The organism is Paenibacillus sp. 1A_MP2, from assembly GCF_052244825.1.
GTDB classification, from domain to species: Bacteria; Bacillota; Bacilli; order Paenibacillales; family Paenibacillaceae; genus Paenibacillus; species Paenibacillus vandeheii.
The window spans coordinates 325,705-352,337 of the sequence record NZ_JBQQCS010000005.1 but is presented as its reverse complement, the minus strand read 5'-3'; the positions used below and the strand labels follow the sequence as shown (position 1 = coordinate 352,337).

The following is a 26,633-nucleotide window of genomic DNA, read 5'->3' as shown; positions in this document are numbered from 1 at the left end:
ATTAGCTGGTGTACCAATGATTCAGGGATCTTCGGCAACTTGGATTTAAAGCCGGTGCGACAGGAATCAAGGTCTTGGGCCCTGGGCTGCTGAGCAAAAAATACATCAGCATTGCTCCATCCTTCTAACTCTTCTTTGTTGCATTTGGAGATAAAAACCCCGATCCCATTCTCACGAATCTCATAGTAACCGTCTTTGGCAGCCAGGTAACAGATTGAATACTTATCTTTATGCTCGACGAGTTGGCTCGCAGAGTAGAAGTATGCTCTCGATTCGTTGAAGTAAACGGGCAAAGCCCCCTCTTCCCTCCTGTAATGGCCGGTATTATTATATTCTTCTTCTCGTCAAAACTCATGAATGTTCTTTGTTTTGACATCTCAGGAAAGTCTTTTTCTAACTGCTTGCGAACATCCTCTAAACTGAGTAAACCTATTTTTTCACTATCAAAATATTTGGTTAAAAGCTTGGACGTACCGGCATAGCAGATATATGTTGTGTTAGTAAAGACGGGCTCTTTATCTTTGCTGTCTGCATTTTTGGACGAATCTTTTTTTACTCCAAGTTCTGCAGTATCGGCTGATGACTCACTTATAGGTGTTTCATCCGTTAGAGCATTAATTTCATCCTGAGTTAAGCCCTCACATGTGTCTACACCAGACCCATCATTTGATTTATCAGATTTACTTCTGGATTGAATACGTTTAGTGATGTCGATCGTATTACCCACTGATTTTAGTGTTTCTTCCTTATCAACTTTCGTTGGCTCTACGAAACCTCCCCCAAAATATGAAAAGAGATCAGAACCACCAAATAATTCGTTAGACATATCTATTACCTCCAGCTTTTTGCTAATTTATTTGAGTTGTATTTGGCCTAAAATAGAGCAGTCAGTCCACTGATCCAATCAGCGAGTGTCATTCCAGTCGTTTTTAGATAATTATCTGGAAACTCTTTGCCTTTGACTTTCTCTAATAGCTCTCTATAGGTAAGCCCACTACCATTTGCATGACCATAGTAACAGTCAGAGTTCTGTGAATTGAAAAAGATTTCTGGCACTGTCGATAATTGAGAAATGCGTGTGATCTGAGGTAACTGAGATGAACCTAAACATACTTCATAGGTTCTATCTACGTTTGTGTAGGGATAAAAATATACTTCCGAGTCTTCATTGGTTAAGCCCTTTTCTAAAGCACCCACAAATACTTTAGATATCTCAAACCTATCTGTTCTTGACCTAAGTTCATAACCAAAAATTAAATTTGGAAAAGGCACATCCTCGATAACCGCATCATGGTAAAACACAGTTCTGCGATGTGATGGAACTTCGAAGAAACAATAGATTTTAAATGTACTCTCCAGGTATGAGATACAACCCCGTGGTAGGATAGGTGTCTTAAAGACACTTAGGTTTTGAGCATGCAATAATGCTTCAGCTAAATCCTCATTCGTATAAAAACCTTCTCCTACCTTAATACCGTTCTGAAATTCAGCTACCAGGGGTAGGCTATGATCACGCAACCTGATTACATATTCATTACCTTCTTCACTAATACTTAGCGAATGCTCAACAGTACCCGCTATATTATCCGTTTGAATTGAACTCATGCTACCTCATCCTTTTCATCATTTTTTATGACGTCCCTTAACAAAGAACTCATCTTATTTAGAGTAAGATTCTCTGCAACCTCGGTGGAAAAATCCACCCCACACATTTTCATAAGTTGTATGAATACGAATGAAGTAGGTGCCCAAATTGAGATACCTATTGGTATTGGCCGACTAAGAGACAACATTTTTATCATGAAAATATTTTGGATTTTTTGCATGAGCATCTTCTTCTTATGCGCTATGAACCCAAGTACGATAGTTCTCAGTTCAATAATTCTGCCTAAGAAATTCGAATATATCCCATAGTTTCCTGTTATCTTGATGTAGATGTTCTTTCCCTTTACAACTCCGCTCATCCCCATTTCAAAATTTGGACATTCATAATGCAAAAGAATATCTACCTTTTTTAACAGTTCATTTGCCTCGTCATTAATGGATAGAAGCATCATTTCTTCAATTTCCGGAAACACGATGCTATACTCCCAAGTCTCTCCTTGGAGATTGTCCGAGTAGGATTGGTTGCAGCTTTCAAACAACATTCTCTTGATCGCTTCATGGAAGATATCGGCCTGATCACCCCATCCGTAACAATAATAATTAATCGGATTGTTATGGACATCTATCCCAGCATCATGCAACATCTTCACCATTGTGATTGCATCATACGTTGCTTGCATCTGACCTACTTGTTCATCACAAAAATAAGCCCGGTTCATACCCTCACCTAACTTTCTCTAATTTGATATCTTTAGAAAAACTCGTTATCTTCCGTCTCCTGGTTTACTGGTCTCATTCTTCTTAACCGGTACATTGACTCATTGTTATGTAGGTACACATGAATAGCATTCCCTTCATTGGGACGTACTGAATATTCATCAGCTATTTCGTCTGCTACATACGTTAAGGCCTCGTTAAGAGCTTGCTGGGCCTCCTGCAGAGAAAATGAATTCCAATCAACCTCATTACTCTCAACATTGCACATAGCCGCATCAATTACTTTGAACAGTCCATTGGAGTATGAACTATGCTGTTGTTGAGTAGTTAAGTTTTCTTTGAACTTTGACAGGTTTACAAATGTCATTTAGTTATCCTCCAGTAGATGCAAAAAAGCCGCAGAAAACAAAAAAAGCACACCTAAATAGGCATGCTATTGTTCTCCACGGCTTCATTGCCAAAATTTAAACCGGTTTTCACCGGGAACCACTCTTTGTCTTTTCAAAAAGACAAAGAAAATTAATCTCAAATCATAATAATTTGATTATAACACAATTACAATAAAAGTGCTAAGTATTATCCCCTACTAACTATCCAATAGATTGACACAATAAAAATAAAAAGTCCCAAGAAGCTGGATGGATGGTTGCAGACCAATCAAACTTCTCTTTCCCGTTTGACCCATTCGTTAATCCGGATGCTACTATAGCAACGCCAGTAATTAACCCAACCCATGCAAGGGATAATAGAATACCTTCAACCATGTGAAACTCTCCTTTATTAAAGTAATCATTAGATTATCTACGTAGCTCCGTTCAAAGCTTAACTATTAAGTTTCTTTCATATTCAAAAAGAAGTTGCTAAATTATAAAGCAACCTCCTTCTTCTAATTTAAGCTATTTAATTATGTACTGATGATTAGCCAGCTGCAGCACTTAATAAATTCCTTCTAATCTCTAATTTATATATTTCTTTTTTTACTTTCTTTTTCTTCTTATTCAGTGATTGTATTTGGTCGTATACCATCTGCATGACTGGTTGAGATATATCATCTCGGAGTTTAATTAATCGGACAATCATCTCTTTATCTGAACCGCTTTTCCTTTCATTATCAATGAGCGTCCCGACCATGGTGCAGCAAGTATGTAATTGTTCCATGCATTGAAACGTGTCTATCATGTTATCCTGGTATTTCTCAATAATACCGTTGCTTGTGGCCCTAATTGATTTTTCCAATTGCTCATAGTAATTAAGCAAATGAATCACTCGCTTTCAGTTTCATATTAATTAATATACTAATATACTAACACTAATTTATGGAGAATCATATGATTATTTCAAATCAATTCGGTGGTGGGGATGGTGGATGGGCTGGAGGAAGAGAAGCATCTCAATTTTCTTCATTACTGTCAATATCCTTTACACTTGCCCTCAATAAGAAACTAATTGGAAGGGGCTTCATAAAAGCGAAGCCCCCTCAAAGTTACTAAATACCTGATGTTAATGTACTAACAACCTTGGCTTTGTAAGTTCCCGCCATCAGACCAGTAGACTGTCCTGGAACGAACTTACTTCCAGATCCAGAGGACACAATTTTCACACGATCCGGAACACCTAACGTGAAGTTAAGTGGAATTTCGTTATATCCCATACCTTCAAACGGTCTCGCTGTGGCCAACATTTCTGGTCCACTACCAGAGAAGACATGTTTTCCAATGTTTGACAGCTCCGCTGCCGGTCCGTTTAAGGTTTTGGTATTTAATACCTCAACAGACAACGCATTGGCCGGAATGCTAACAACAAGGTCTTGTGAGTTTGTTGAGTTATCCTGCATTGGTTCTGAAATGAAATCAGTCACATCCATACTGTATTGATAACCTTTTCCGTTGCCTCGGCTGTCTTCAATCAAAGCCCGGCTTACCGAATTGATAGATTGATGCGGCTTCGTGCTGTCGATGATGATCGTAGAGAGATCCGCTCCCTCGAATTTTGCGCTAAGTCCACCGCTATTTACCGTGAAATCAACATCTTCTTGTCCCACCGGCGTGCCGGTACCTGGATTCGGTGTTGGTGTTGTGCCACCGTTACCCGGATTACCTGCATTTGGATCAGTCACAACGATTGTGAACGGTCCTCCAACGTATACAACATCACCAGAAGCATCTTCCCAAATCTCTACATCAAATGTGTAAGTTCCAGGCGGATAAGTTACAGGACCAGTATACTCAGTCCAAACCCCATTCACATTATCTTTGTAGTAAGTTTTCAAAGTAGGTGCAATTACACCAATGTCAATCTTAAAGTCTCCATTGTCAAACTCAACCTTAGGATCAACCTTAGTAGTTACATAGTCTACAACTTCACTTTCTTTTCCGTCAGTTGCAACTACTTTTACTCTCACAGTGTGAACACCGTTCAGAACAGAGATTGTTCCTGTGGTTGCTGTCCATGTTCCGCCATCCACTGAGTATTGAGCTTCTCCTACCGCACTATCAAACTGGACATCCAGGTTTAACCCATACTTACTGTTCAGTCCTGTTTGAGTTACAATAGGTTTAGCTATAATCACCGGAGTAGGATCATCTGCTGATACAGTGAAGGACTTATTAATCAGTTCCTCATCTTTGGTGTTTATTAATCTCACATCAATAGTGTGAGGTCCTGGGTCAAGCAAGAGATTGTTCACTACATTGTGGAGCTGCCAAGCCGCTCCATCAACCCGAACTTGAGTTCTAACAGCTCCCGTTGCTTGTGCGCTTACTTTAAATTCATTTGCAGAAACCTTACTTACATTTGGCTCCCCTGCAGATATAACAATAGGATTACTTACGATTTGCAGCACACCCTCATCGCTAATTTTACCCTTGCTGTCCGCAGATCTTGCTAGAATTCTTACAGCGCCAGTATCCGTTATAACAAACTCATCCGTGTAAGGCGTCCACGCTCCACCATTAATTCGGTATTCTTTGACATTCAAATCGGTGCTAGTCCCATAATTAACGTTGACCGTGAACTGGTCGAATTTGTCTTGCGACGTTGTTGTTAAGATCGGAGTTTCTGGCTTAACTATTGGAGCAACATAATCTTTAGGAGCTACTCCTGTAGCTATTGGACTTCCAGTTGACTCGGAAGTACTCCACATCCGATATAATCCGAAATCTTCACCCAGCCCTATCACTGTAAGTGCGTTAGGAGAGTCTCTGTAAGGTATCAAATCGATGTATTTTCTTTTGTGAACAAAAATAGCCCCTTGCGTAGTCCAACCAAGCAAAGTCCCGTCTTTTTTCAAGTAGTAATTACCCTGGTTGGTGGTGTAGAATTTTTTAAGATCAGTTAATTCGTTTGCAGGACCTACTATCTTTATAGGAGTGAGGAAGGGTCCTCCAGTAAGTCCGGAATTGTTACCCTGATTAGTCCCTAGATAAAACAAATTCCCGCCTTTAACAAAGTAAATGTGCCCACTGCCCGTTGCTGAAAAATAATCTACTCCTGTGGCTACCTGTTCTGGAGTAGATTTAAAAGTAGCGCTTCCGTCACTTATAAATTTGTAGGCATCAGAATATTGTTCTATTGGAGATCCCCAAATAGTAAGCACTTTGCTCTCTGACAAATGTATTAGAATGTAACGGTTTTCAGAGTACCTGCTATTGTGTGGGTTCGTAACTTGATTGGAGATCTTAATTATATTTCTAGCGTCTATTCCCTCTGGCACAGGATAGAAAGTGGCCGTCTCAGTCTCGTAAGTATTTGCAACTTCAGCATTATATTTTGTCAAGTCTCTTAAGGTATATTGCTTGCCTTTTACAACAAAGACACGCATAACTTGCTCACTAGAATTGTCCTCTCCATTTATACGGAACATATCAAACTCGTCCGCCGTACTAAATGCAGGGAAAATAGAAGTCACATCTATAGGTATTGCCTTAGCTAAGGAATCCTTCCCGAAAGCCGTACCTATCAAATAAACCTTTCCGTCTCCCACTAAAAGTATTGCGCTTTTTCGTGTGATAGTTGATAGAGATATCATCTTTTTGATACCTTTAAGATCTTCGGTAGAGTCAGCAGGGTCTACCACTTTAGTGGCCACAGTTTTATCTTGGCTATAACCTATACCAAGTTGTCCGTTAGTTCCTCTACCCCAGGCTTCTACAGTTTCATCCAATTTGAGTGCAAAGAAACTGTCAAAACTTGTACCAGTGTAGTAGTTATACCCTTGAAAGTCTTTTACTCCAGAAGCCATCTTCTTGGGAGTGCCGATATCTTCCTGATAGTATAAATCGTTATTTGGAGTTATATACAGATGTTTAGGTTTAGAGATACTGAAAGGTTCGCTGTATCTTCTAACCTTTAGATAGTCTCCTTGTAGAGGTTGACTTGAGTTGGATCCACTCACACCTACTCTACGGCCTCCTTCAAGTTCTAGTGAACTGAAACTTTTGCCCGCGGTAGATTGTCCATTACCTTCGTCATAATTCTCCATACCAATAATTCTACTATACTCGGCTGCTTGAGCATTCGGTCCAAAGTCAGTAAAGGAGTAAGTCCCTACCAACAATGCTACAACCACAGTCACAATCAGACTTCGTTTCCATCCAACACGGATGGTGTTTTTCTTTCTATCTTTCTTCTCTGTGTTATCCACTTTTCACCCTCCTTATATTCCCGATGTAGCCGTAGTCGTAATTGTAGATCGGTACGTTCCTGCAATAACACCGATTTCTTTTCCATCTCCCGTTTTTATAATCTGCGGCAGTGAAAGAGAGTAATGAAGCTCAAAGTCATAAGCTCCTTGTCCCGTGCTGACGCCGGCCGAGAATATCGGTGTAGACTGATGCGACAACACTTGATCTTTGGCTAAATGGCCGCCATTAGTGAAGTTGAGTGGTACTCCTGAAATCGTATTTTTCAATGATGCCGTCACTTTTACCGCATCAATAGGGATATAAAAATCCTCTCCATCGATTGTTGTTACAAAATCAGTGGCAGCCTGGCTTACTGTCCAACCATTACCATTGCCCCGATCGTCAATAACTCGCGATGTCACAATTGCTTGAGACTTCTGTTGCTGACGAACGGCAAGAGTAATATCCGTAAAATTCATTTTTGATTGCGTGACCAATAAATTACCACCAGTCACCTGTACTTCTTTTTCCATGTCCTCTGCTGATGCAACAGTTGGCAGAGCAAGAGCTAAAGCTAAAATTGCGGCAAACCATAATCGTTTCATTCATTCACATCCCTTTTTTATTTTTGAACAGACACCTTCGAACAATGTAACGATCACATGTAAACCACCTCCCTTCTTGAAACAAGAAACGCTAACCCTGTGGTGTTTGGAGGGTTTGTCGTCTAACTTGTTGCAGATCCTGCTCGTCCTTTTTCTTTCTTTTCAATAGGAACAGCAACAAGAAGAACGTTCCGAAAATTAGAATAAGCACCAGGGCTCCAGCGATAATGGCCCAGGGATGATTTTTCAGCCAATCTATAAATCCACGCCCTTGCAGCAGACCTGCATTACTCAGACTTTCCTGTGCAAGTTTTGCATCTGCTTCAGTAATCGTGAAATTAAAAGTTCTGGATACCTTCTTCCCGTTGAAGTTGGTTTCGAAGTACGCACCATACTCACCTGGCCACAGGATCTGATCTTTAACGTGATAGACCATGTCCGCTGTCTTACCTGCGTAGATAGATTTTTCTTCAGCGGCTGCATCGTAGGATTGACTAAATATCCCTTTGCCGTTAACATCGCGGATCATGATAAGTCCACTTGGCCTTTGCAAGATGGTACCCGTGTTGGACAACTTGACGGTAAGCTGCGAATAACCATTGCTTATGTAACTGTGCTTGAAATCATCAATGCTCATGTCTTGCACAGCAGCCTGCTTGTCCTTCTCCAGCACGATCTGGACACCAATGCGTGGAATCCTTTCTATTAGCAATACTGCTTTGTCTTGGACTTGGGATGGACTCGCTTCTTCATCAGGTATTTGTTCAGCTACGATACCGCCTACATATTCCCCTGGATCCAGATCCTTGGGCACTTTCACGGTGTAAACGTATTTCAGCTTTTCAAGTGGTTTTAATCGGACTTTCTGGGCTTGTGATGGCGATGTCCATGAGCCCACGGAAGTATTCTTCTCTCCCTTCAGCACGTAGCTCTTACCACCGTTAACCATAGGTGCTGCATCTGCAGGATAGATCCATAGATCGATCGGTGTCTTAATGAGATTCTTCAGGTAAAACGTATACTGTTTCGTTTCCCCTCCGTTAACTACGTCCCGGTAATACCCACTGGATTGTTCAATTTCTTTCACCGGCGAGAGTAAAAAATCATCATCCGATGCAGCATTCACCTGTGTTTGAAGCGTGAAAGTCCAAAAAAAGGCGAAAAAAAATAAAGGTAAGCTGATTTTCATAAAAAATTTCATTTCAGTCTCCTTCCTTTAAAGGAACGGGGCAGTGATACAGCCCCGTAAATATTAGTGTGGTGCTTGTGCGCTAAAGTCATCTCGGCTGGATTTATCAGCGTTGTAGAACACGACATCTCCATCCTTGACGTTGTATCTCTTCAAAAATGAGTCCAAAATCGAATTCTGGTACCCTTCCACTTTCCACTGGTTCATCAATGGTGCATGGATGTACTGCAAATGCGGCTCATTGACCTTCCCTGCTTGGATAGACTCGATGTCAAAATTCACTATGATGTAGCCATCTTTTAAGAAGATTGGCGACTTATCAGTGAGTCCTCCGTTTGTCCGGCCATACTCCGCAAGATTAGTTCCAGATGGGACAACATATGGAGCTGCTGGTATACTGTACTCCCCATACCACTGCTGTATCGATGCATTTGCACGTTCCGGAGTAACGGAAGCATTACTCGGTATGTCCTTGGATCCGATCAGGGTCTTGAGTTGTTCTGGAAGAATGAGCTTATCGTACCCACCGACAGGCGTTTTTAACTTGGTATATTTGAGTACGTAGTTCCTCATAAACTCTTCTCGATCGACTCCAATTTTCTCGGCTGCCGTCAAGTGCTGATCGTATTTCCAGTACCCTGAATTCTTCATGCCTCCCAGTGGAACATTCCGTAGTCGTTCATTTAAAACGACATACCGCTGGACTGTGTCCTCTGCAGATCCAATCTTCACAAACGGTTTTTCATTGGTTTTGTAATACAAGTCAACTGGTATTGGTGTACCACCGGCCTTACTGACGTATGTGAAGGTCGGTGTTATACGAATTCCATCTTGTTTATTGAACATATTCCCCTTCGTTTTGAAGTCAAACTTGAAGTGGTATCCAGTTTTTATTGAGACATTGCCCATACCCGTTAATGGGTTACTACCGGGACGGATCGGCAAGGTGAACTGCGCCAGGTTACCGCGGGGATCTCCATCAATCCCATTCTGTCCTACCCAGTAGCTCGCACCGCTCGGATCTTTGCTGCCGGCGAATGTCCGGAATACTCTCTCCCAGTTGTAGTCTGCGATGTCCGTGATATGAAAATCATATAACCTTCCAATTACTTCCACAGAAACCTCGTCTACTGCAGCGTGATTGGCCAGATCCAAGTTTGCATCCGACTGCCAGTTATATCCCTCCGGTGCATTTTCAGCGATATTCCGGAAATACACTTGGTAGTTACCTTCATCTACCCATACAGGCAGATAGAACTCAGTATCAAGTTGATTCACCGGTATGTCGATCCAAGTGTTAGCCGGGATAAATTGATTTCGGCTGCCAGTATAGACATCGAACATGAATCGCACTTGTTTAGTCCGGAAATATTTGGCATAATCCCGATTTCCGTATCCAGGATACTGACTAACATCCAGGTGTTGTCCAGACGTTGGGATCCGGACGGTAAACGGTCTCTCCAGAATCAATGCTGATCGGCTCATATTAGGCTTCGTTTTCTGGTTGTGCGGCTGATCATCCGACACGGCAGAGTAGTTCACAACCGGCGTATGGACCGTTACGGTGTTAATGCTGTGGATATCGTATTCAAGTTCCTCCTCTTCGGCATCGATGCTACCTTCGGCCAGGATGTAATTGATTTTTCCTTTGCTGGTTGTATCCTTCTTGTTGACTTTTTCAGTAGGTATATAGTTGTACGGGCTGTACAGCACGTCTTTCCCGATATGCACTGGAGCTGGGATTTGACCAGGCTGCGGACCCTCCTTCGCTGTGCGCTGCTTGTTCATGATAGTTTGGCCCTTGAATATCAGCGAATCGTTCTCGACTTGCACATCCGGAACAGCAGCTTCGGCTACTGCCTGTAGATTTTCTTCATCCATAGACGGTCTGCTTGTTCCCCCGGCTTCGTTCGAGATGGTCCAGGAACGATACCCGGATCTGGAGCAGGGTAAATATCACCGGTGGTGTCGGCCGTAAAGTCTGGTGGCGTATAGCCTTCAGGCGTGATCACGATTTGTTCACCGCTAAAAGCGTAGTTCTCAAGCGTAGCTTCCATGATGTTATATACTCCCAGTTCAGCAATTGTCCAGTATGAGTATGGACGAATGACAGTGTACTCCGGTCTCCGCTCATCTGGTTCAGATCTCGGAATATCATAGACCGTAGATGTTTGACCATTAGGCGAAGTAACCGTTCTGGGATCCATCCATGTTAAGGTCCATTTTTGCAAGACGGTAACCTTGTATTCGCATGTGCCGGTCATTTGCACAAATTTGTTCTGGAACAAATAATCTCGACTGAAGACATTTCCGTACAAGCTTTCCGATGTCGGAATACCCTTCAGCACATCGAACATCTCACTTCCGCGCTGATCGGCTTTAATCATGGCTGTGACGACCGGATCCATGTACTTGCCATCTATGGTGCGCCCTGGAGCCGGTTGGGTACAAGTTGGTCCTCCAGGTGGTGGTGGATCTCCTTTAAGCTTGTAGTAGAAGTACACGTAATAGTTCGGATATTGGCCATTGTATACAAACTGTCCTGGATCTCCGGACTTTCGAGATAAGCTCGAAGGATCTCCTTGTGTACTTTTCTTGTGACCCTCATACGTGTACTTCTCACTAGGAGCGGTATGGGTGAAGTTGTATGACTTATCCTTCTCCAGCTTCACTTCCTTGTTGGCAAATCCGTCTACACCATCAAGGCTTTGGCCAGTTGTGGTCCAGTATTTTACCACAGCTTTGCCTTCTTCCGGTTCCAGCTCAATAGTGAACAGGGTTGGGAAGAAATAGCGATAGCCTTCGACATTTGGGTGGAAGACTTTTTTGTTCTCTATTTCTTCCTCAAGTCTTCGATCGACTGCTTGTGCCCTGGCTAATAATACTCCATCTTTAACGATAACTTCTTTCCGTGCAGAGTTCGTACCTTTTCCTAATACCGGTGTATTATCATAGTTATCATAGTTTCTGCTTGATGTTGCATCATTATAATATTGCTGGGGCTTTTCAGCTAATTCTCCACCACGCGAAGTATTGAAAATTTTGTCTGCTGTAGGGCCCCCGTCAAAATTAAAAGGTTTAACTGTGATATTTTTGACTCTTCGACCAGAGGCAAATGTAAACTGGTAGGTTCCACCATCTACAACGCTAACTTTATCTCCCGGTTTATGCCCTTTATCAGTCCATTTACCTCCACTGTCTTTCCAAACTTCGTAATACACCATTCCAACAAAATAGTAAAGGTTTGGATTGTTTTCGTCTTGCGTATATCGACTTGCACCCACAGGGTAAATTGCTGCTTCAGCTTCACCAGATTGAAAAGTAAAAAGTACAAGCACAGAGGACAAAATGATTATTAAACTGAGTATGGAACTGATGGTCCTTTTCATTCAGATCATAGCTCCTTTACTTAAACGGATTAATGATGGCCACAGCGTATTCGTCCAGCTCACCATCTCTTAAAAGAATATAGTCTGCCTGTGTCATTTTGAAATTTTTCCATCCTTCGTAGCTATCAAGATATTCACCGTTTCTAAATTTATCCAACCGACTTAGTACGGGATAAAAATTCATGCCTGTCTTATCGTCATTATTGATAAATGCAGCATCTACTACTCCACGACCACGACCATAACTGTTCTTCACTAAAAATGTAATTGAGTTCCCTCTCTGGCTGCTACGGATTTGAACTCCATCGCCTAGTATTGAATCTTTTGTCTTGTTAATCTCATATACAATTTGTCCGTCACCTAACTTGATAGGAAGATCACTTTCCTTAATAATCTTAATATTCTTGTATTTCTCAAGCTTAATATTTTTGAAGAATTCTTCACTTTGTGTATATGCTTTAAAATCACTTAACTTGGTTAACTTAAACACTTTATCATCTGTACTCCGGAACTCTTTGTTACCGATCCAGACCCAACGACCAATCTTATCCCACTCTACCTTCTGGCCAAGTCCTTCACTCACCAAACGCAACGGAACGAATGTCCGGTTCTGCTTCAAGATAATCTGGGTACCGTAGTCTTTCTTCTGACCGTTAACCAGGGCTGTAGTCTGCCCGATCGTCATATCCACCTTATGGTCTTTGCTTACGACCCCCACCTTGGACACTTTTCCTTCCTTGGAGTACGTCACCTTGGCACCCAACGCTTCAGATACAAAGCGAATCGGAACCATGACACTACCTTGGCCATCTTGGAATGGCTTAGCATCAGGAAACTTCATTTTCACGGTATTCAACAGTACCTCTACTTGCTTTGGAGTGCTTGCCGCATGAATTGTTGAACCCCCTGCTGTTGCAGTAATTGCCATTGCACCTATCAAAGTAGCAAGTAAGATTTTTTTCATTTTAAAATTTCTCCCTTCAATTTGGACTCTTTACAATTTATCGGCATATTAATAAATCTCTCTTAGCCGACATTAAATATTAAGAGCACTCGATGTTAATCAATATATTAACTAATATATTACTATTATATCATGGTGTTAAATTTTCTCCTAAATACTTTTCGGCTAAATTGAACATATTTAATTCTTAGGGGCTCGACTCTGTGCCGGTTCTGAATCATACTCTTTAATGCGGCCACTTAGGAGAATGATTATCCTTTCTCCATCCTTCCCTTAAGGATGAACCGACACAAGATCCAACACCCATATCTTTATCTCTTATTCAGCGAGTCAGTAGGCATGTATCCTGCAGCTGCTGCATCCTTCTCAGATGTAAAGGTTTCTAGAACACGTAGGTTTAATGGATAGTTACTACGATAGTAGAATTTAAGACCTGTACTTTCGTCTACTGCCCCATAGACTACGTTCTTTTTCAAAATCCGACCGCTCCCAAATGCATAGTTATTATAGAATTGGTGTCCCACCGGTAGTCCCTGAATAAATGCCATGATTCCAACGTCATTAATGCTGTTCACCCATTCCTCATTAGGGATCAGTGGGAGTTTAAATTGATAATAACTACCCAGTCGAGTTGCAAAAGTATTATGCTTGTTTATGAAGTAAGCCACATCTTTCTGCACCGACTTTACGATTGTATTACGACGTACTTCATCAAACAGTTTTGCGTTATTCAGTAACGGAACATCAGTGAGTCCTTCCAACTCTTCACGATATCCTTCGACCCAGGTCTGAGTTGAAGCTTGATATACTTTTACATAACTGTCTAACGTGAAATTGATACTGTTCCCAGCTTGATCCGAATATGCATAAGGTTTTTCAGGCTTCCATGCGTGCTTAAAGACTTTTTGACCTGAAGTATCCATATATTCAGTGAATGCATAGAGATGAAACCCGTTATAATCGGTAACTGCTATAACCGGTACAAACGATTCGAGGACAGCCTGGGAGATCTGGTCAGATCCTGATCCAAAATTGAGGTACATTGTTTTCCAAAAAGTTTCTATAGCTGCATCTTTATTGGCATTAAAGAACTTAGTAGACTGATAAGAAGCCTCTTTATCTTGATTTTCATTTTGGTTTAGTGCGTATGCAGCATCTTGAACAGCTGTATGTAGTGCTGCTGAATATTGTTTTTCTAAACGGTTTACAGTTTTCTGATCCGATACCCTTATGTCCATGATTAGATAAAACGGCACAACGATGAGAATAAATATAATTGCCAGGTTAGTTGTCTTCATTGATTACCATCCCGCCGTATGGAACAAAAATCTTGGTGTTATCGCCTGTATTACTAGCAAGCAACATATCTTTCATATGTGTTGCTGGTGTTCTGTTTTTGTTTTTAATGGATACCGTGAAAAAATCACCGACCTCTAAGAGATATCTTCTATTTTCACTTTGCAAAGACTCTGTTGTATTTGGAAACAAAACTTTCATAATATCATCGGTGTAGAAATTACTGAAATCCGTGACATATTTCCCCTCAAACGTATTCGGGTTTGCTGGATCTCGATACACTGGAATGTAAAGTTTATGTTCATGTACCATTTCGACTTCGAACAAGTTACCCGTTGTAGCAAGCTCCTCATTAAATTCTTTATACATGTTTGGTGTGACGTATCCCTTTGTTCGTACCGCATCCACAAATCGGGTGACGGTATTGTGTGCAACAATCTGAGCCAAGTCATCTTGACGTTCCATACTTTGATACAAGGGATATATGAACAAAAGTATGATTCCTATAATCGAGGCAAATAATTTTGATAATTGAGACCCCAACGTGCCCTCCTCCTTATGTAAAAATGATGATAGTAATTACTCCCTCTGAATTGCGGACATATTTTGCTTTGTACGATTTATTCAGGTTAACCATGGATACATCTGTGTTATCAATGTCAATGGACGGAGTGAAGGTAATTCCTTCTACCTGAATATCTGCTTTAATGCTCTGAATACGTTGTACGCTTTGCAAGACTTCGGCGCCAGTGTATGTCTCTTCTTCAATCGATCCAGTAGTAGTAAATAACCTATAGTCCATTGTCGATACTTCTTGAATGGATCCCTGATATCTCTGCTGTTGTTCTAGACCTAGAGCAGCCGATCCTAAAGCAATAGCGAAGATCATTATCCATGCTGCGTAATAAATAAAATCTTGTGTATTCTGATTCAACTTTATCGTTCCTTTCTCTGAGAATTTCCCTTCCCTATGAGAGAGAAGGGAAACACTTGAGAAATTAATCAGGGAGCTTGTTGAAATTCGATACCTACAACAACAGAGTTAGCATCTCGAACGACTTTAGGTTCGAACATTCCCGATAAATTAATGTAAGCAGGGGATTTAGGGTCTTCTGCTTTAGCAAAGTCATTCGTTTTTGTTGCAGTGACTGTTCCGTCACTTGTAAAAGGGTTACCGTAGAAGGAAACATCGCCTTTACCCGTAATTACTTTTATTCCAAATTGAGGCTTTCTCGCGTACTGACGGATTGCGTTAACGACCTGGCTACCTGTTTTTGAACCACTGGTGTATTGAGTGTATTTGGAGTTACTCATTACATTAAAAATACCATTGATTTCATCACCAGCTTCTTTAGTTTTTTCTTGTGCTGTATCTGTAAAATAAACAATAATAGCTATTAGCGTTACTGTTAGAAATATTCCTGCAGCTACCTTCAGCCAATCTGGTACGTTATTCATTTTTTATTAACTCCTTTTAGTTGATAGATTGTGTTTGATCAAACAGTAAAATAGTAAATGCGATGACCCTATTGAATTCACCAATCATTTAGAAACCGATTCCTGACATGCTCTTATACGACATATAGATCATCGGAAAAACCAGATACGCTGTAATTAAAAGACTGGTGGGCATAAATCCAATCAACTTCCCCATCACTGCTTTTTGTAGAATAATCCGAGTAATCTTTTCCTCTTTATCCTTGGCATGGTATTCTTGCTGCATATTAAGATCATTGAAAGATTCTCCAACGGACACTCTCTCGCTTGCACGGATCAACCTTCTCACAACCCGGTCAAATGATGCAAAAGGTGCTTCTTCACGTAACTCTTGTAATGCTTGTTCTGCACCACTTTCAAAATTTAGTACAGCTTTACGTAAGGGTGTCTTGAAAATGACACTAAAGCGTTCCAGCCATTCTAAGACCGTATCCACTGACATCTGATCAAACTGCATAAGGATCGAGATTAACGTGTGGAACTGGTCCACCTCATTTTGCATCTCCATGGCACGCATTCGTCTCTTAAACTGGAGAACCCACATCGGTATGTAATAGACGATAAATGCTACCCCGAAGGCTATAAATAGTTCCCACCATTTGAAGTATTCATTCTGAATAGTGTTCATTTTGGTTAAAATTCGAGCCATGGTTTGCTCCATCATTGCCGGATCCATGTTGATGCTGGTCTGAGCTTCAATGGTCTGAACCAAACTATCTCTTGATTGATCTTTCACCTCCTTAAAATCATTCATTACTGCGTTGTCAAACGATGTTAATTGATTCGCATGCTGTAGTTCATCACCTGTTAACGAACCCAACAGGTTTGCTTGTGCTACTGTGGGAGTCGTTAGAATTTGATGAGCTGCATTGTAGTGCAGGAATACGCATAGAATGACAACGGCAATAAAACTTGCCAAACTCACCGTCAACCGTTGTATATAAAACCACTCTTTAGTTAGTGGCGAGTTTGATTCTTTTAGAAGCATAGATAGTTTATAATGCGCCCTTGTATGCCGCTGAGGAACTAATCGATCTATAATCCATTTAGCCCACGGCCAAGAGTAAACTTTCTTTTCCCACTGTGTCTTAGGAGAAGAACCCCCGCCCTTATCCTCGTCAAGTTCTCCAACCTTACGAACGAACATATAGCTGATTACAGAAGCAGCAAATATGAGAATTAATATGATGTATCCCAATCTGCTACTGTAAAACTGTTCTGTGACTGGAAAAGAATTCTCCGCCCACTTTCGAACAGGAAAAGATAGAAGAAGTGGCGATAAGGCAATCATTGTCAGACCCTGTAGTTGGTAATTCAGCATTCTTCGACGCAGCATGTCATCTCTAATTTGTTTAACAATCTTAGTGATCGTGCCCAAATACATTGATCCATCAGAAGTTATTTTGTCGCCGTATTCCATAATCATGTGAGATGCACCAGCAAAAATTTTGAGATAGCGGTTGGGGGCAACCGTGTAGTACTCACTTAGTTGGGCTTGAGGATCTTCTGAAGAAATCACATCATGAATCTTTTCTATTTGCAGTTTAATGGCATGTGGAGATATTTGAGCTGCGTTATACAGGGCATCATCCACTCGCTGTGTTTCTTGATACTCATGACGCGTTTCTTCCAAAAAATCTGCAAACTGATTCAATAATCGACTCTCCACTCGACTCACAAAAATAGTAATAAGCAGTCCGTTTGCCACTATGGCTACGGCTATCGCAATCATGATGGCGATAAAGCTCCAACTGACAAAGGCAACCAACGTTATACCAACAAAGATTAAGCCTAGAATCAAAAAGGTAATCCGCATGGTTTCTTTACGTATGGTGAACTCGTCATAGGTATTGATTAAAGACAGCCTTCTACGAATACTTATGAGTTGGTTCCGTAGAATAGGCATCGCTGAGAATCTATCATACGACTTTTGATAAAAAACCATCATTTTGGCGTTTGTTCGCTTTTGAACACGACTAGCGTTAAAGATATCTACTCTTTTTTTCTGATCTTTCCTCGATTTAAAAAAGTAGTAAATCAACGGGATACTCGTAAGTGCCATAAGTGAGAGGAGAACGATTAAGCTGGTAGACATTGGTCTTGTCCTCCCCAATGTTTATTTAAAAACATATCAAATGCGATACAATCTTCCTCAAGCATTGCTTCTTTCATCTGCTTGATTCGTTCCGAAGAAATTGGATTGATAGCTACATATCCTCCATCTCTATATTCAATAACATTAGCTTCTTTCCAAATTGGTCCGTACTGTCTTCGTAAGCTTTCTTTCTTCATCTCCTCGTAATCTTCTGTACGATCGAAAAATGTTTCGTCGTACTGAACCAGATTAATCTCCGTGAAACGCTCAAGATAACGTTTCCCCGTATGATCACGAGTTGCATGTACGTCCCATTTGATTGCTTCCGCGACTTGTTGCTCCGCTAATCGTTCATCTTGAAGTATGTCCATGGATAGGAGCGCATCTCGGAACCATTTAATTAGCTGCTTAGCCGATACTGCGTGATGGGAAAATATCGTAAACAAACTGCCTGACTGCGTCATTTGAATCATCCAGGAAGCAACGGACTGACTTGCTACCTCTCCCAAAATGCTTACATCCGTATCCAATTTCTTCTTTAGATCCAAGGCTTTCTGTCCTGGAACGGTTGGTATTTCTTTGAGTGCCATGGAATTTCTACCTGGGTAGAGTTGTCGCAAGTTAAGTTCGAAAATAAGTTCCAGCGTTCGCAAATTCAGAAAGGCATAAATAAATCCGATACTAGTCATCATCAATGATGTTTTACCTGCACCCGGATTCCCAGTGAATCCGGTTGTTTGCCCACCTTTCATTAAAAACTTGAGCATATCTCTTGGTAGCTCGGCATTTTTATGAGAGTCTGGAATCAAAAATTCCATAGATAGATTGGGGATATCAAATTTCCGTACCCAAAATGCCCAATTCTCAGCAAATGGTGGACGGACAACGACAACACGCGATCCATCTGCCATATCGTTCACTACATAGCCTGTTGTTTCTGTTAAGGGACCAGGACTATTATGCTTGTAAATGTTTTGTGCAACACGCTTAGTTTCCAATTCTGATTCGAATTCCAAAAATGATAGGTGAATCGTTTTACCTTTGTGAAAAATCGAGACAGAGTTATTACCGCGTTTGGTATATCTCATCCTGCCCAACAACTCAATTTCATGCTCCACTGTTTTCATTTTTTCTGGTGCCCCGGATACACCTCCAGATACTCCATCGATGGTCATATCCCGGATTTCATCGATTACGCCAAACCCTTTGTATAACTGATATACTCGCTGAACAACGATACTGAGTTTATCCTTGTAATCCAGGTTGCGGATCTCTTTTCGATAGATTTCTCGTATTTCATCATCTGTAATGATGTAAGATGGGGTTTTCCCATCTTCAATGACATATTTGAGTTGACCTAAATCATACTTTTCGATCATGTATGTCAGTGCTTTATAGCCGTGCTCTTTCTTGAAGTGGTGCATTAGGATGTCGAAACGATCCTGTGAGGTTAATTTTTCTGGTTGCGTAAACGGCAGCACCAGATCGATATTGGTCTCATTAATTCCATAATCACGTTCAAGAATGTTATCGATCTGCTGCTTCACATAAATTTTGTCGCTAATTTCTCCCGAAACCGTGTTACGCAATGATTTGCGAAATTGATTGACGATGGCTTGTCGCCTTTCAAACTCTTCACCTGACAGACCCATATCCATAAGGTTTGTGTTAATGAATTCATTAATCATGACTTTCGTGAAGTCGACCAAAACAGGAATGGAGTACTGTTCTGCTCTCGCTTGGGCCAAGTCATCATTTTTCCGAATTGGTTTTTTCCAAAGCAAGTATAGGAAAAGTATGATAAAACCCAGGACAGTAGTGGCTATAATCAAAAAATTAATAATGCCCGATGATGCCATCTACTTATGCTCCTTTCCCAGAAATTTGTTTGATGCTTGTGTTGACTCCCGCTGCATTCAAAATGTGGATCGCAAGCTTCCTTGCCTCTTCGATAAAGAAACGATTCGGATGGAACGTAGCCAGCTGCTGATTCCTCCGGAAGAACCCCTGAAGGTCACCATCGTTGGAGTGGTCTTTGAAGCTGGTATTGTACGGCAGTGAGAACACTGGTCCTTTGTAACGAAACTTATTACAGATATTTCTGATTTTAAATTTGGAGTCCTCATCATACTGACTGATGAGCAGGATAAATGGCTTCTTCTTGATTGCTTCAGGCATGCTTTCACGTTGTAAGAAGAATCGTTCTAATACATTGATGTTTTGAGATAAACAAACCACATTCAAGTCAGATTGATTTAATGCATCTTGGATTACCGGGCTGTTACCGCCGCTATGTAGATCGAGAAGCACCAGATCGTAATATTCAGTGGCTTTTTTGTAGATCAAATTAATGACTTCACTTGCATCATCAAATTGAATGCGATCACTTTTATTTGTACCCTTGAGAATATCAAGTCGGTCAGGCACTAAAATAAGTGAGTTATTCTTTACTGCATCACGGTCAATCTTGCCGGCTCGGACTGCCCGTTCAAGAGCATCAAGCCCTCCACTCGTCTGGAACCCCTGTGGGTTTTGAGACTGGACTGTTTTTTGAAATATGCGCTGAAGCGTATTATCTGCCCATTGCGGCTGTGAGACTAATGTGCGCACTTGGTATTCCATTCCGATTAAAGCAGCAATTGCAGCCGTGCTGCTTGTCACACCTAAACCATGCTGAATTCCCCAAAACGATATAATTGTCATGTTTTATTTTCCCCTCTCAGCTTTCTTCCAGAGCGATTTTATTTCTTTATCTGACTGCCCCGAGATCTGTCCCAAAACGCCCTGTATCGCCAACTTCAGATCACTTGATAGCCGTTTAATGTGCATCATTGATAATTGCTGATTCATGTGTTTACTTTCTATATCCCTTTCATCTGGATAAAAGACAAAGGTCTCTTTCCAATCAATGGGGTGCTTCTCAAATAGCTCATTGATCACTAGTTCCGTATATTTTGTTGTCTCTTGAACTAACTTGAACATTGGGACGAGGTCCGATTGGCTTTTCCCTTGAAAGAAAGCATCCATAAGTTCCGCGTTTCGTTGCATGACTGCATTATCATGTGACGTGACCAGGAAGTACTGATCTGCATTTGGCCAGCGTTGAAGTTCTTCCTTATAACTGATGTCTATAAGGGCGAAGTCATAGGCTTCTTCCATTTTTAATTGCTCATATTTTTCAAGTGTCATATTTTCGATCACATCGAATCGATCATGTTGTTGGGTCCCTGTTTGTTCAGGAATCTTAGGATACGCGTAACGATAATCAGCATTGGATGTTACATCCACAACCGCGACTCGGTGATGTATAGAGAGTAACTTTGCGATATAGAAAAGAATGTCTGATTTTTCAAAAGCGCCGATAAATACGACTTGCTTCATCATGGTGTCTCAGCTCCTACACTATTTTGATCATTGAAGATCATTTCGGTATCTACTTGGGGAGTTGATTCCGCTTCAGTTATCAAATCGTTTGTTGATTGTTGCTGTGTTGTTGGCTGTGCGCTTTTGGCTTGGTTTTCAGCTATCTGTTGAGTGTTCAACTTATTTTTATACTCTTGTTTCTGCTCCGGAGTCATTGCATTCATTGCCTCTTCCAATTTGATTCTATTTCTCCGCTCCAGCTCTGTTGTAGCTTTTTGGACGATGTTCGGGTCCGAATCGATAAGATCCAGTACTGCTTTATTGGCCGGATAAGTGGTTATGGCTTTCTCTTGAATGCCAGGTTCTACATATGACAACGCGTAAATAGTTGCATCCTGAATGTACGCATCGACAATTGCACCAGAGATATTAAGAATCTCTTTCTCATTCATGTGATACCAAACGGTCCCGTCAATCAAATCTTCTACGCGCTTCTTACTTAAGATGATGTAATCCTGCCCCGACGGGAACTTTATACGAACATCGACGTAATCACTTTTCTGAAGTTTTGAGGGAAGTTCCATCAACCTAAACTCTTGACTACGAAGGTCTCTAGAAGTGATTTCATCTTCGTAAATTACAGTGGAGGTAACGGGTGTGTTAGTGGGCAACTCCACTTTTGCAACCTTACCTCGAATTAATTCTTTAGAAAGCACCATTTCCTCTGATACAGCATTGCGTGGCATCAGACGTGTTTCCAAATCACTCTCCTGTATGGGTTCACCAGATGAAATGTTCCTGGTGACGACTTCTACCTTAATCATGTCTTCTTTCAGTACCTGTTGGGTTTGTGCAAGTTCTTGTTCTACTGATAAGCGCTTTTCAGTGTACTTGTTAGTCAAGTGGTTGACATATAGAACACCAAAGATACTGCAAAGCAGTAATACAGAAAGTGCACCAATCCCTCCTGCTAAAAGTAATTGTTTTTGCCGAAACCGGATTTTTGACATTGTAAATCTCCTTTGATGTTAATATATAATAATATCAATATACTAATATACTAATATTGTTCCACCCATATTTCGTTGTAATGAACGACTCTGTTCTTTCCGAGTGATTTAGCTTTATACATTGCCTCATTTGCATTCTTGAGACATTCTTCCGCAGACCATTCTTCTGTCCAGTCACAAACACCTATGCTCGCAGTTACTGCATGTACACTTTGATCTGACTGGTATATAACTTCATTTTCAACTCTTATCCGGATATCTTCAGCTTTTTTCAGTAACGAGCCAGAGTATGAATCTGTTAGAATAGCAACTACTTCCTCTCCACCATACCTACCTACAAACCCAATCCCATCAAATTCTTCCTTTACTATTTTTGCAACTGATTTTAAGACTTCATCACCAGCAGCGTGTCCAACGGCTTTATTTATTGATTTAAAGTCATCCAGGTCCAAGAACATTATACTGAAATCCACTTGTGCATCAATCGTTGACCGTATAACTTGTTTTATTTTTTTGTTGTTCAGAAGACCTGTTAATGAATCAGTAATGGCTTTGACGTAAGTTCCTTCTATGATACGAGATTGATAGTCTATCGTTACCAATAAAAGAAGCATACAAAGTGCAATTCTGACAACTGTCACTACATTACTTAGCGCATCCAGGTTACCACCGAGCCCCTGGTACAGAAAGATCAAACTAACAATATTTATTAAGATCAATAATATAAAGTATTTTATCTCGTTTCGTATTTCTTTAAATGTTTTGACAGCGATAAAAACAGAAAACAATAGCGAAGCTGCATAAGCATAGGGGGTTAAACCCAATACAATTGATGCTCCTATTACTAAAAAGGTCGTCCTTGTTTCCCTTAGTTTGCTTTCCCCACTAAATCGCCTAATCATGAAATAGAATGTATACGCGTATAACAGTTGAGAGAATACTCTCATGAAGAATAAATCCCATACATACAAAATTAGCAGTACAATAATCTGAGAACTAAGAAGTATTCTCTCAAATCTCTTGTAATGATTGTTCTTCACTGGTATTCGATATAACACATACATTAAAATAACCGTAAGTATCAACTCAAAAAATAAAGCATTAAGCTCTATAATCTCCTCCTCCTTATTCCATGATGTTCAGCATTTTTTTACGCAGTAAAGATAATTTATGTTGCTGATTGACCTTCAAGATATTTTCCATTACTCCATCTATTTCTGATGTTGTATCAAATGCATCAGGAAAATAAGGTATACGATAGATTTTACGCCGATCCATTTTTTTGCTTATATCTTTAATTGATTCTTTCTCAGCTAGAGGTAGACATAATCTCCACTTACTTTGGTCTAAGTGAATCTGGCTTTGAAAGAAAGTATGGATTTTGTTTTGCTTCCACTCACTACTCCCCCTACTACTATCTGTAAGTTTGCTCTTAAGAATTCATTAAATGAAGAAGTTGTATCATAGCAACCCAGATCCAGAATGATGTATGAATAGTTCCCTGAGAGCAGAGAGATCATATCAATACAACTTTCGTTCTTATAATAATGGACTCCATTAATAAAGAAACTCACTGTATTCAATAGATCTGCATCTAAACCTTCATAGGCAGCTTCTATCTCCTTGTACTCATTAGATTCATTCGCTTCCACTAATGCTACTGAAAACTTCTGCTTGGCTAAATAGTTAGCTATCATAAGTGCTGTGTGTGTGCACCCAACACCCTTCTCCACACCGGTTACTGCAATTACTGCTGTACCAATGTAACGATCTCTAACTTTAACCTTATTCCTAGACTGGTTAAATACAGCATCAAAGTTTAATCCTTCTACATCTAATGTATTAGATTGTTTGTTTCTCTTATTCAGAAACGTTTTAAACTCATTACCTTTATTGGCTAATACCTTAAGTAACTTGTCTGATGCTTTTCTCGTATTCCCCACTTCATCAATTGAGACATTACACGGTTCGTCCATAGGGTGCTGTAATCCAGACGATTCTTCAGATTCTTCGGTTGTGGACTCTCTTGAAGTCTCATCCACTTCGCTGCGTTTAATCATTACCGAGTCAATAGTCACCTTTTCGGTAACTTCAGTCTCGGTATGAGTATTCACTTCAGAAACCGGTCCAAGCTCTCCTTTGATTCTCATTTCTATTACACCGACATCTAACGAATTGTAAGATATACAGATCAATCCGATATCAGTTAATCTCCTCACAAAATCATCCGCATCTCTGAAATAGAGAAAAACCATTTTTACATACGGATAGTTTGTTTTAACATTGTGCAGAAGCTTTTCGAATGATTCAGTATTCTTAACAACGTTCTCTGTAAGTATAAGTATCTCCGATTCTACTGATTCCCATTGAGAAATAAAGAAATCCAAAGAATCTATTGCTTTTACAACCCTACCGAAATCTTCTAACTCTTCCTTAATCCATTCACATTCATCTGGATCAGACGATGCAATAAAAATTCTTTTCATGCTATCACCTATTTTCAGCATTATTGCAGATCGTAGTAAACCTTTTCTCCATTACTGAAGAAAAAGAAACTTTTTGTTAGAACCATATCTTTGTCAAACAAATCTTCATCGGTTACAAACCAAACAGTAGATAATCCTTCTTGTTCAAATATTTTACTAACCAAGTTGGCTTTGTCAGTTGTAGATACATGAACGATCATAATACTGCTACCTTCACTATTTTTTAAATACTGTTTATAGAACATGGCTTGATAACGAATTGTTTTGAGCCATTTTTCTTCCTCACGATGACATAATAGAATGAAGGACATTTCTTTGCCTACAGGATTAATCAAAGTAAATTTAGCGGTAGGAACTTGTTGTTCTTCTTGTAGCTTAAGGATTGGATGAAATTCAAAATGTACCAATTTAAAATGCTCTCTCAACTGAAGATACAACTCATTGGTGGCTATGTACTTCATTCGAAAAAGCATGGTCGTGGGTTTGGGATTTCTTGGATCACGATGGCCCAAAAAGGCACCGAATCTAAATTTCAATATATCCGCCCCACTTGCACCAATTTCGTAGAAACTTGGTCTTCCTACAGATCCTTTCGAATAACTTGACCATTCGATCTTTCTCAATAGACCATATTTCATCATTTTTCGTATACGATTACGAACTGTCTCCTCACGCTCAACATCAGGGAAGAAGATTTTAAAAATTTGAGATAGCGTAACCCATCGATGTACGGATACAAAGTTCACAATTTCTATATCCCGGTCTGTAATCCAGCCATGCTCAATTTTTTTCAAGATGTAGTGATAGTTATGTTTTGTTAATTCACCTAATTGAGTAATATGAGCATACGGATCATCGAGTAGAGGATAAATATGAACCACTTGTGGTGGAGAATTAGTTAAAGGAGATACCAGATGTTCCAATCAAGTTCCCCCCTTAAAGTATTTCGTGTGGAAAGTGGACAATTTTTGTACGCATTCGTCTGTCTTCGGCTTTAATGTTTTTAATCATGACTGAAACTGTTTTGCCGACTAACTGCCCATGAGATGGAACGCGATTAGGGAACCACGCAATTGATTCAACACCAGGAGCAAGTTTAACAAATATACCCACATTCTCTACTACACTCGTGATTGTCGCACGATGAAAATCTCCAACTTTAAAGTTTTCTCTAACTCTCTCCCATGGGTCCTCCAATAATTCTTTTCTTGTTACTCTTACTTGCTTTTTTTCTCTGTCAATATGCTTAATTTTTACAGTCAATTGACTACCTAACGGGATCAGATTTTTTCCCGATACTGTCCAGTCGTATTCATAGTCTTGTATTGGTAAGACACAGCTTACCCCTTTTATCATTACATAAAGACGTTCGTCCTCAAAACCAGTAACCGTAGCAGGACAAATATGATCTATATCTGCGGTCTCCCAAAATTCTTCTTGGAGCTCTTCAAGAGCTTGAACACGAGATAATAAAACAATTCCTGTTTCTTTATTAAAGACTTCTAATTTCGGATCAAGACCTTGTTTTGCAACATCCAGAACCATGTAATCAATTTTGTGATCTATAAAGCCGACTAATGATCTATATTTAACTGTGTCAAATTGTTCTGCATGAATCAAGCCTTTCAGGCCGTTATTCAGCTTAACGATTGCACACTGCATATTTTTTCCGAAAGGTGCATGATTTTCAACAGCATGAACGACACCTTGATGAATTTGTTTTCTTCTTAGTGATACTTCATATTCTCTCATTGGATCCGGATTCATCGAATTTCCCTCAAGTAAATTATTCATA

25 protein-coding genes are annotated in these 26,633 nt (G+C 40.2%); all 25 read right to left on the bottom strand.

Going from position 1 to position 26,633, the window contains the following annotated elements; all coding sequences use genetic code 11:
• Positions 1-124 precede the first annotated feature (124 nt).
• Complete coding sequence (locus tag ACTWJ7_RS36465; protein ID WP_443146755.1) at positions 125-826, bottom strand: hypothetical protein; 702 nt, start codon at positions 824-826, stop codon at positions 125-127.
• Positions 827-873: 47 nt separating this feature from the next.
• Positions 874-1,605: a hypothetical protein gene (locus tag ACTWJ7_RS36460; protein WP_443146754.1), complete on the bottom strand. Its 732-nt coding sequence runs from the start codon at positions 1,603-1,605 to the stop codon at positions 874-876.
• Entirely contained in the window at positions 1,602-2,324 is a 723-nt protein-coding gene (locus tag ACTWJ7_RS36455; protein ID WP_443146753.1) for a hypothetical protein, read from the bottom strand. The genes ACTWJ7_RS36460 and ACTWJ7_RS36455 overlap by 4 nt, the downstream gene beginning before the upstream one ends.
• A gap of 32 nt (positions 2,325-2,356) precedes the next feature.
• Positions 2,357-2,689, bottom strand: a complete 333-nt coding sequence (locus tag ACTWJ7_RS36450; protein WP_443146752.1) for a hypothetical protein — start codon at positions 2,687-2,689, stop codon at positions 2,357-2,359.
• Positions 2,690-2,912: 223 nt separating this feature from the next.
• On the bottom strand, positions 2,913-3,086 hold the full coding sequence (locus ACTWJ7_RS36445) for a hypothetical protein (RefSeq protein ID WP_443146751.1): 174 nt from the start codon (positions 3,084-3,086) through the stop codon (positions 2,913-2,915).
• A 154-nt stretch (positions 3,087-3,240) separates the two neighbouring features.
• Positions 3,241-3,579, bottom strand: a complete 339-nt coding sequence (locus ACTWJ7_RS36440) for a hypothetical protein (protein WP_443146750.1) — start codon at positions 3,577-3,579, stop codon at positions 3,241-3,243.
• Between the two features lie 229 nt (positions 3,580-3,808).
• Positions 3,809-6,964: a hypothetical protein gene (locus tag ACTWJ7_RS36435; RefSeq protein ID WP_443146749.1), complete on the bottom strand. Its 3,156-nt coding sequence runs from the start codon at positions 6,962-6,964 to the stop codon at positions 3,809-3,811.
• 12 nt (positions 6,965-6,976) lie between these two features.
• Positions 6,977-7,549, bottom strand: a complete 573-nt coding sequence (locus tag ACTWJ7_RS36430; RefSeq protein WP_443146748.1) for a hypothetical protein — start codon at positions 7,547-7,549, stop codon at positions 6,977-6,979.
• 91 nt (positions 7,550-7,640) lie between these two features.
• Complete coding sequence (locus ACTWJ7_RS36425) at positions 7,641-8,750, bottom strand: WxL protein peptidoglycan domain-containing protein (RefSeq protein WP_443146747.1); 1,110 nt, start codon at positions 8,748-8,750, stop codon at positions 7,641-7,643.
• Positions 8,751-8,801: 51 nt separating this feature from the next.
• The gene (locus ACTWJ7_RS36420; RefSeq protein WP_443146746.1) at positions 8,802-10,619 is read right to left on the bottom strand and encodes a hypothetical protein; all 1,818 of its coding nucleotides are present in this window, start codon (positions 10,617-10,619) and stop codon (positions 8,802-8,804) included.
• Positions 10,592-12,127 (bottom strand): DUF5704 domain-containing protein, encoded by a 1,536-nt coding sequence (locus tag ACTWJ7_RS36415; RefSeq protein WP_443146745.1) that lies wholly within the window; start codon positions 12,125-12,127, stop codon positions 10,592-10,594. The genes ACTWJ7_RS36420 and ACTWJ7_RS36415 overlap by 28 nt, the downstream gene beginning before the upstream one ends.
• A 16-nt stretch (positions 12,128-12,143) precedes the next feature.
• Positions 12,144-13,091, bottom strand: coding sequence for a stalk domain-containing protein (locus tag ACTWJ7_RS36410; RefSeq protein ID WP_443146744.1), 948 nt, complete (start codon positions 13,089-13,091; stop codon positions 12,144-12,146).
• 311 nt (positions 13,092-13,402) lie between these two features.
• On the bottom strand, positions 13,403-14,389 hold the full coding sequence (locus ACTWJ7_RS36405; RefSeq protein WP_443146743.1) for a hypothetical protein: 987 nt from the start codon (positions 14,387-14,389) through the stop codon (positions 13,403-13,405).
• Positions 14,376-14,930 carry a hypothetical protein gene (locus tag ACTWJ7_RS36400; RefSeq protein ID WP_443146742.1) on the bottom strand — a complete coding sequence of 185 codons (555 nt, stop codon included), beginning with the start codon at positions 14,928-14,930 and terminating at the stop codon, positions 14,376-14,378. The genes ACTWJ7_RS36405 and ACTWJ7_RS36400 overlap by 14 nt, the downstream gene beginning before the upstream one ends.
• A 13-nt stretch (positions 14,931-14,943) precedes the next feature.
• Entirely contained in the window at positions 14,944-15,321 is a 378-nt protein-coding gene (locus ACTWJ7_RS36395) for a hypothetical protein (RefSeq protein WP_443146741.1), read from the bottom strand.
• A gap of 68 nt (positions 15,322-15,389) precedes the next feature.
• A complete protein-coding gene (locus ACTWJ7_RS36390; protein WP_301882358.1) occupies positions 15,390-15,845 on the bottom strand; it encodes an ABC transporter permease in 456 nt (151 codons plus the stop codon).
• A gap of 88 nt (positions 15,846-15,933) precedes the next feature.
• Positions 15,934-17,979: a hypothetical protein gene (locus ACTWJ7_RS36385; protein ID WP_443146740.1), complete on the bottom strand. Its 2,046-nt coding sequence runs from the start codon at positions 17,977-17,979 to the stop codon at positions 15,934-15,936.
• Positions 17,964-19,838, bottom strand: a complete 1,875-nt coding sequence (locus tag ACTWJ7_RS36380; protein WP_443146739.1) for a pilus assembly protein CpaF — start codon at positions 19,836-19,838, stop codon at positions 17,964-17,966. The genes ACTWJ7_RS36385 and ACTWJ7_RS36380 overlap by 16 nt, the downstream gene beginning before the upstream one ends.
• A 4-nt stretch (positions 19,839-19,842) precedes the next feature.
• Positions 19,843-20,682 (bottom strand): hypothetical protein, encoded by an 840-nt coding sequence (locus tag ACTWJ7_RS36375; RefSeq protein WP_443146738.1) that lies wholly within the window; start codon positions 20,680-20,682, stop codon positions 19,843-19,845.
• Positions 20,683-20,685: 3 nt separating this feature from the next.
• A complete protein-coding gene (locus tag ACTWJ7_RS36370; protein WP_443146737.1) occupies positions 20,686-21,363 on the bottom strand; it encodes a hypothetical protein in 678 nt (225 codons plus the stop codon).
• Complete coding sequence (locus ACTWJ7_RS36365) at positions 21,360-22,352, bottom strand: SAF domain-containing protein (RefSeq protein WP_443146736.1); 993 nt, start codon at positions 22,350-22,352, stop codon at positions 21,360-21,362. Before ACTWJ7_RS36365 ends, ACTWJ7_RS36370 begins: the two co-directional genes overlap by 4 nt.
• A gap of 50 nt (positions 22,353-22,402) precedes the next feature.
• Positions 22,403-23,299 (bottom strand): GGDEF domain-containing protein, encoded by an 897-nt coding sequence (locus tag ACTWJ7_RS36360; RefSeq protein WP_443146735.1) that lies wholly within the window; start codon positions 23,297-23,299, stop codon positions 22,403-22,405.
• A gap of 399 nt (positions 23,300-23,698) precedes the next feature.
• Positions 23,699-24,838, bottom strand: coding sequence for a hypothetical protein (locus tag ACTWJ7_RS36355; RefSeq protein WP_443146734.1), 1,140 nt, complete (start codon positions 24,836-24,838; stop codon positions 23,699-23,701).
• 20 nt (positions 24,839-24,858) lie between these two features.
• A complete protein-coding gene (locus tag ACTWJ7_RS36350) occupies positions 24,859-25,761 on the bottom strand; it encodes a replication-relaxation family protein (RefSeq protein WP_443146733.1) in 903 nt (300 codons plus the stop codon).
• A 13-nt stretch (positions 25,762-25,774) separates the two neighbouring features.
• Positions 25,775-26,632, bottom strand: a complete 858-nt coding sequence (locus tag ACTWJ7_RS36345; protein ID WP_443146732.1) for a 30S ribosomal protein S1 — start codon at positions 26,630-26,632, stop codon at positions 25,775-25,777.
• Position 26,633 lies beyond the last annotated feature (1 nt).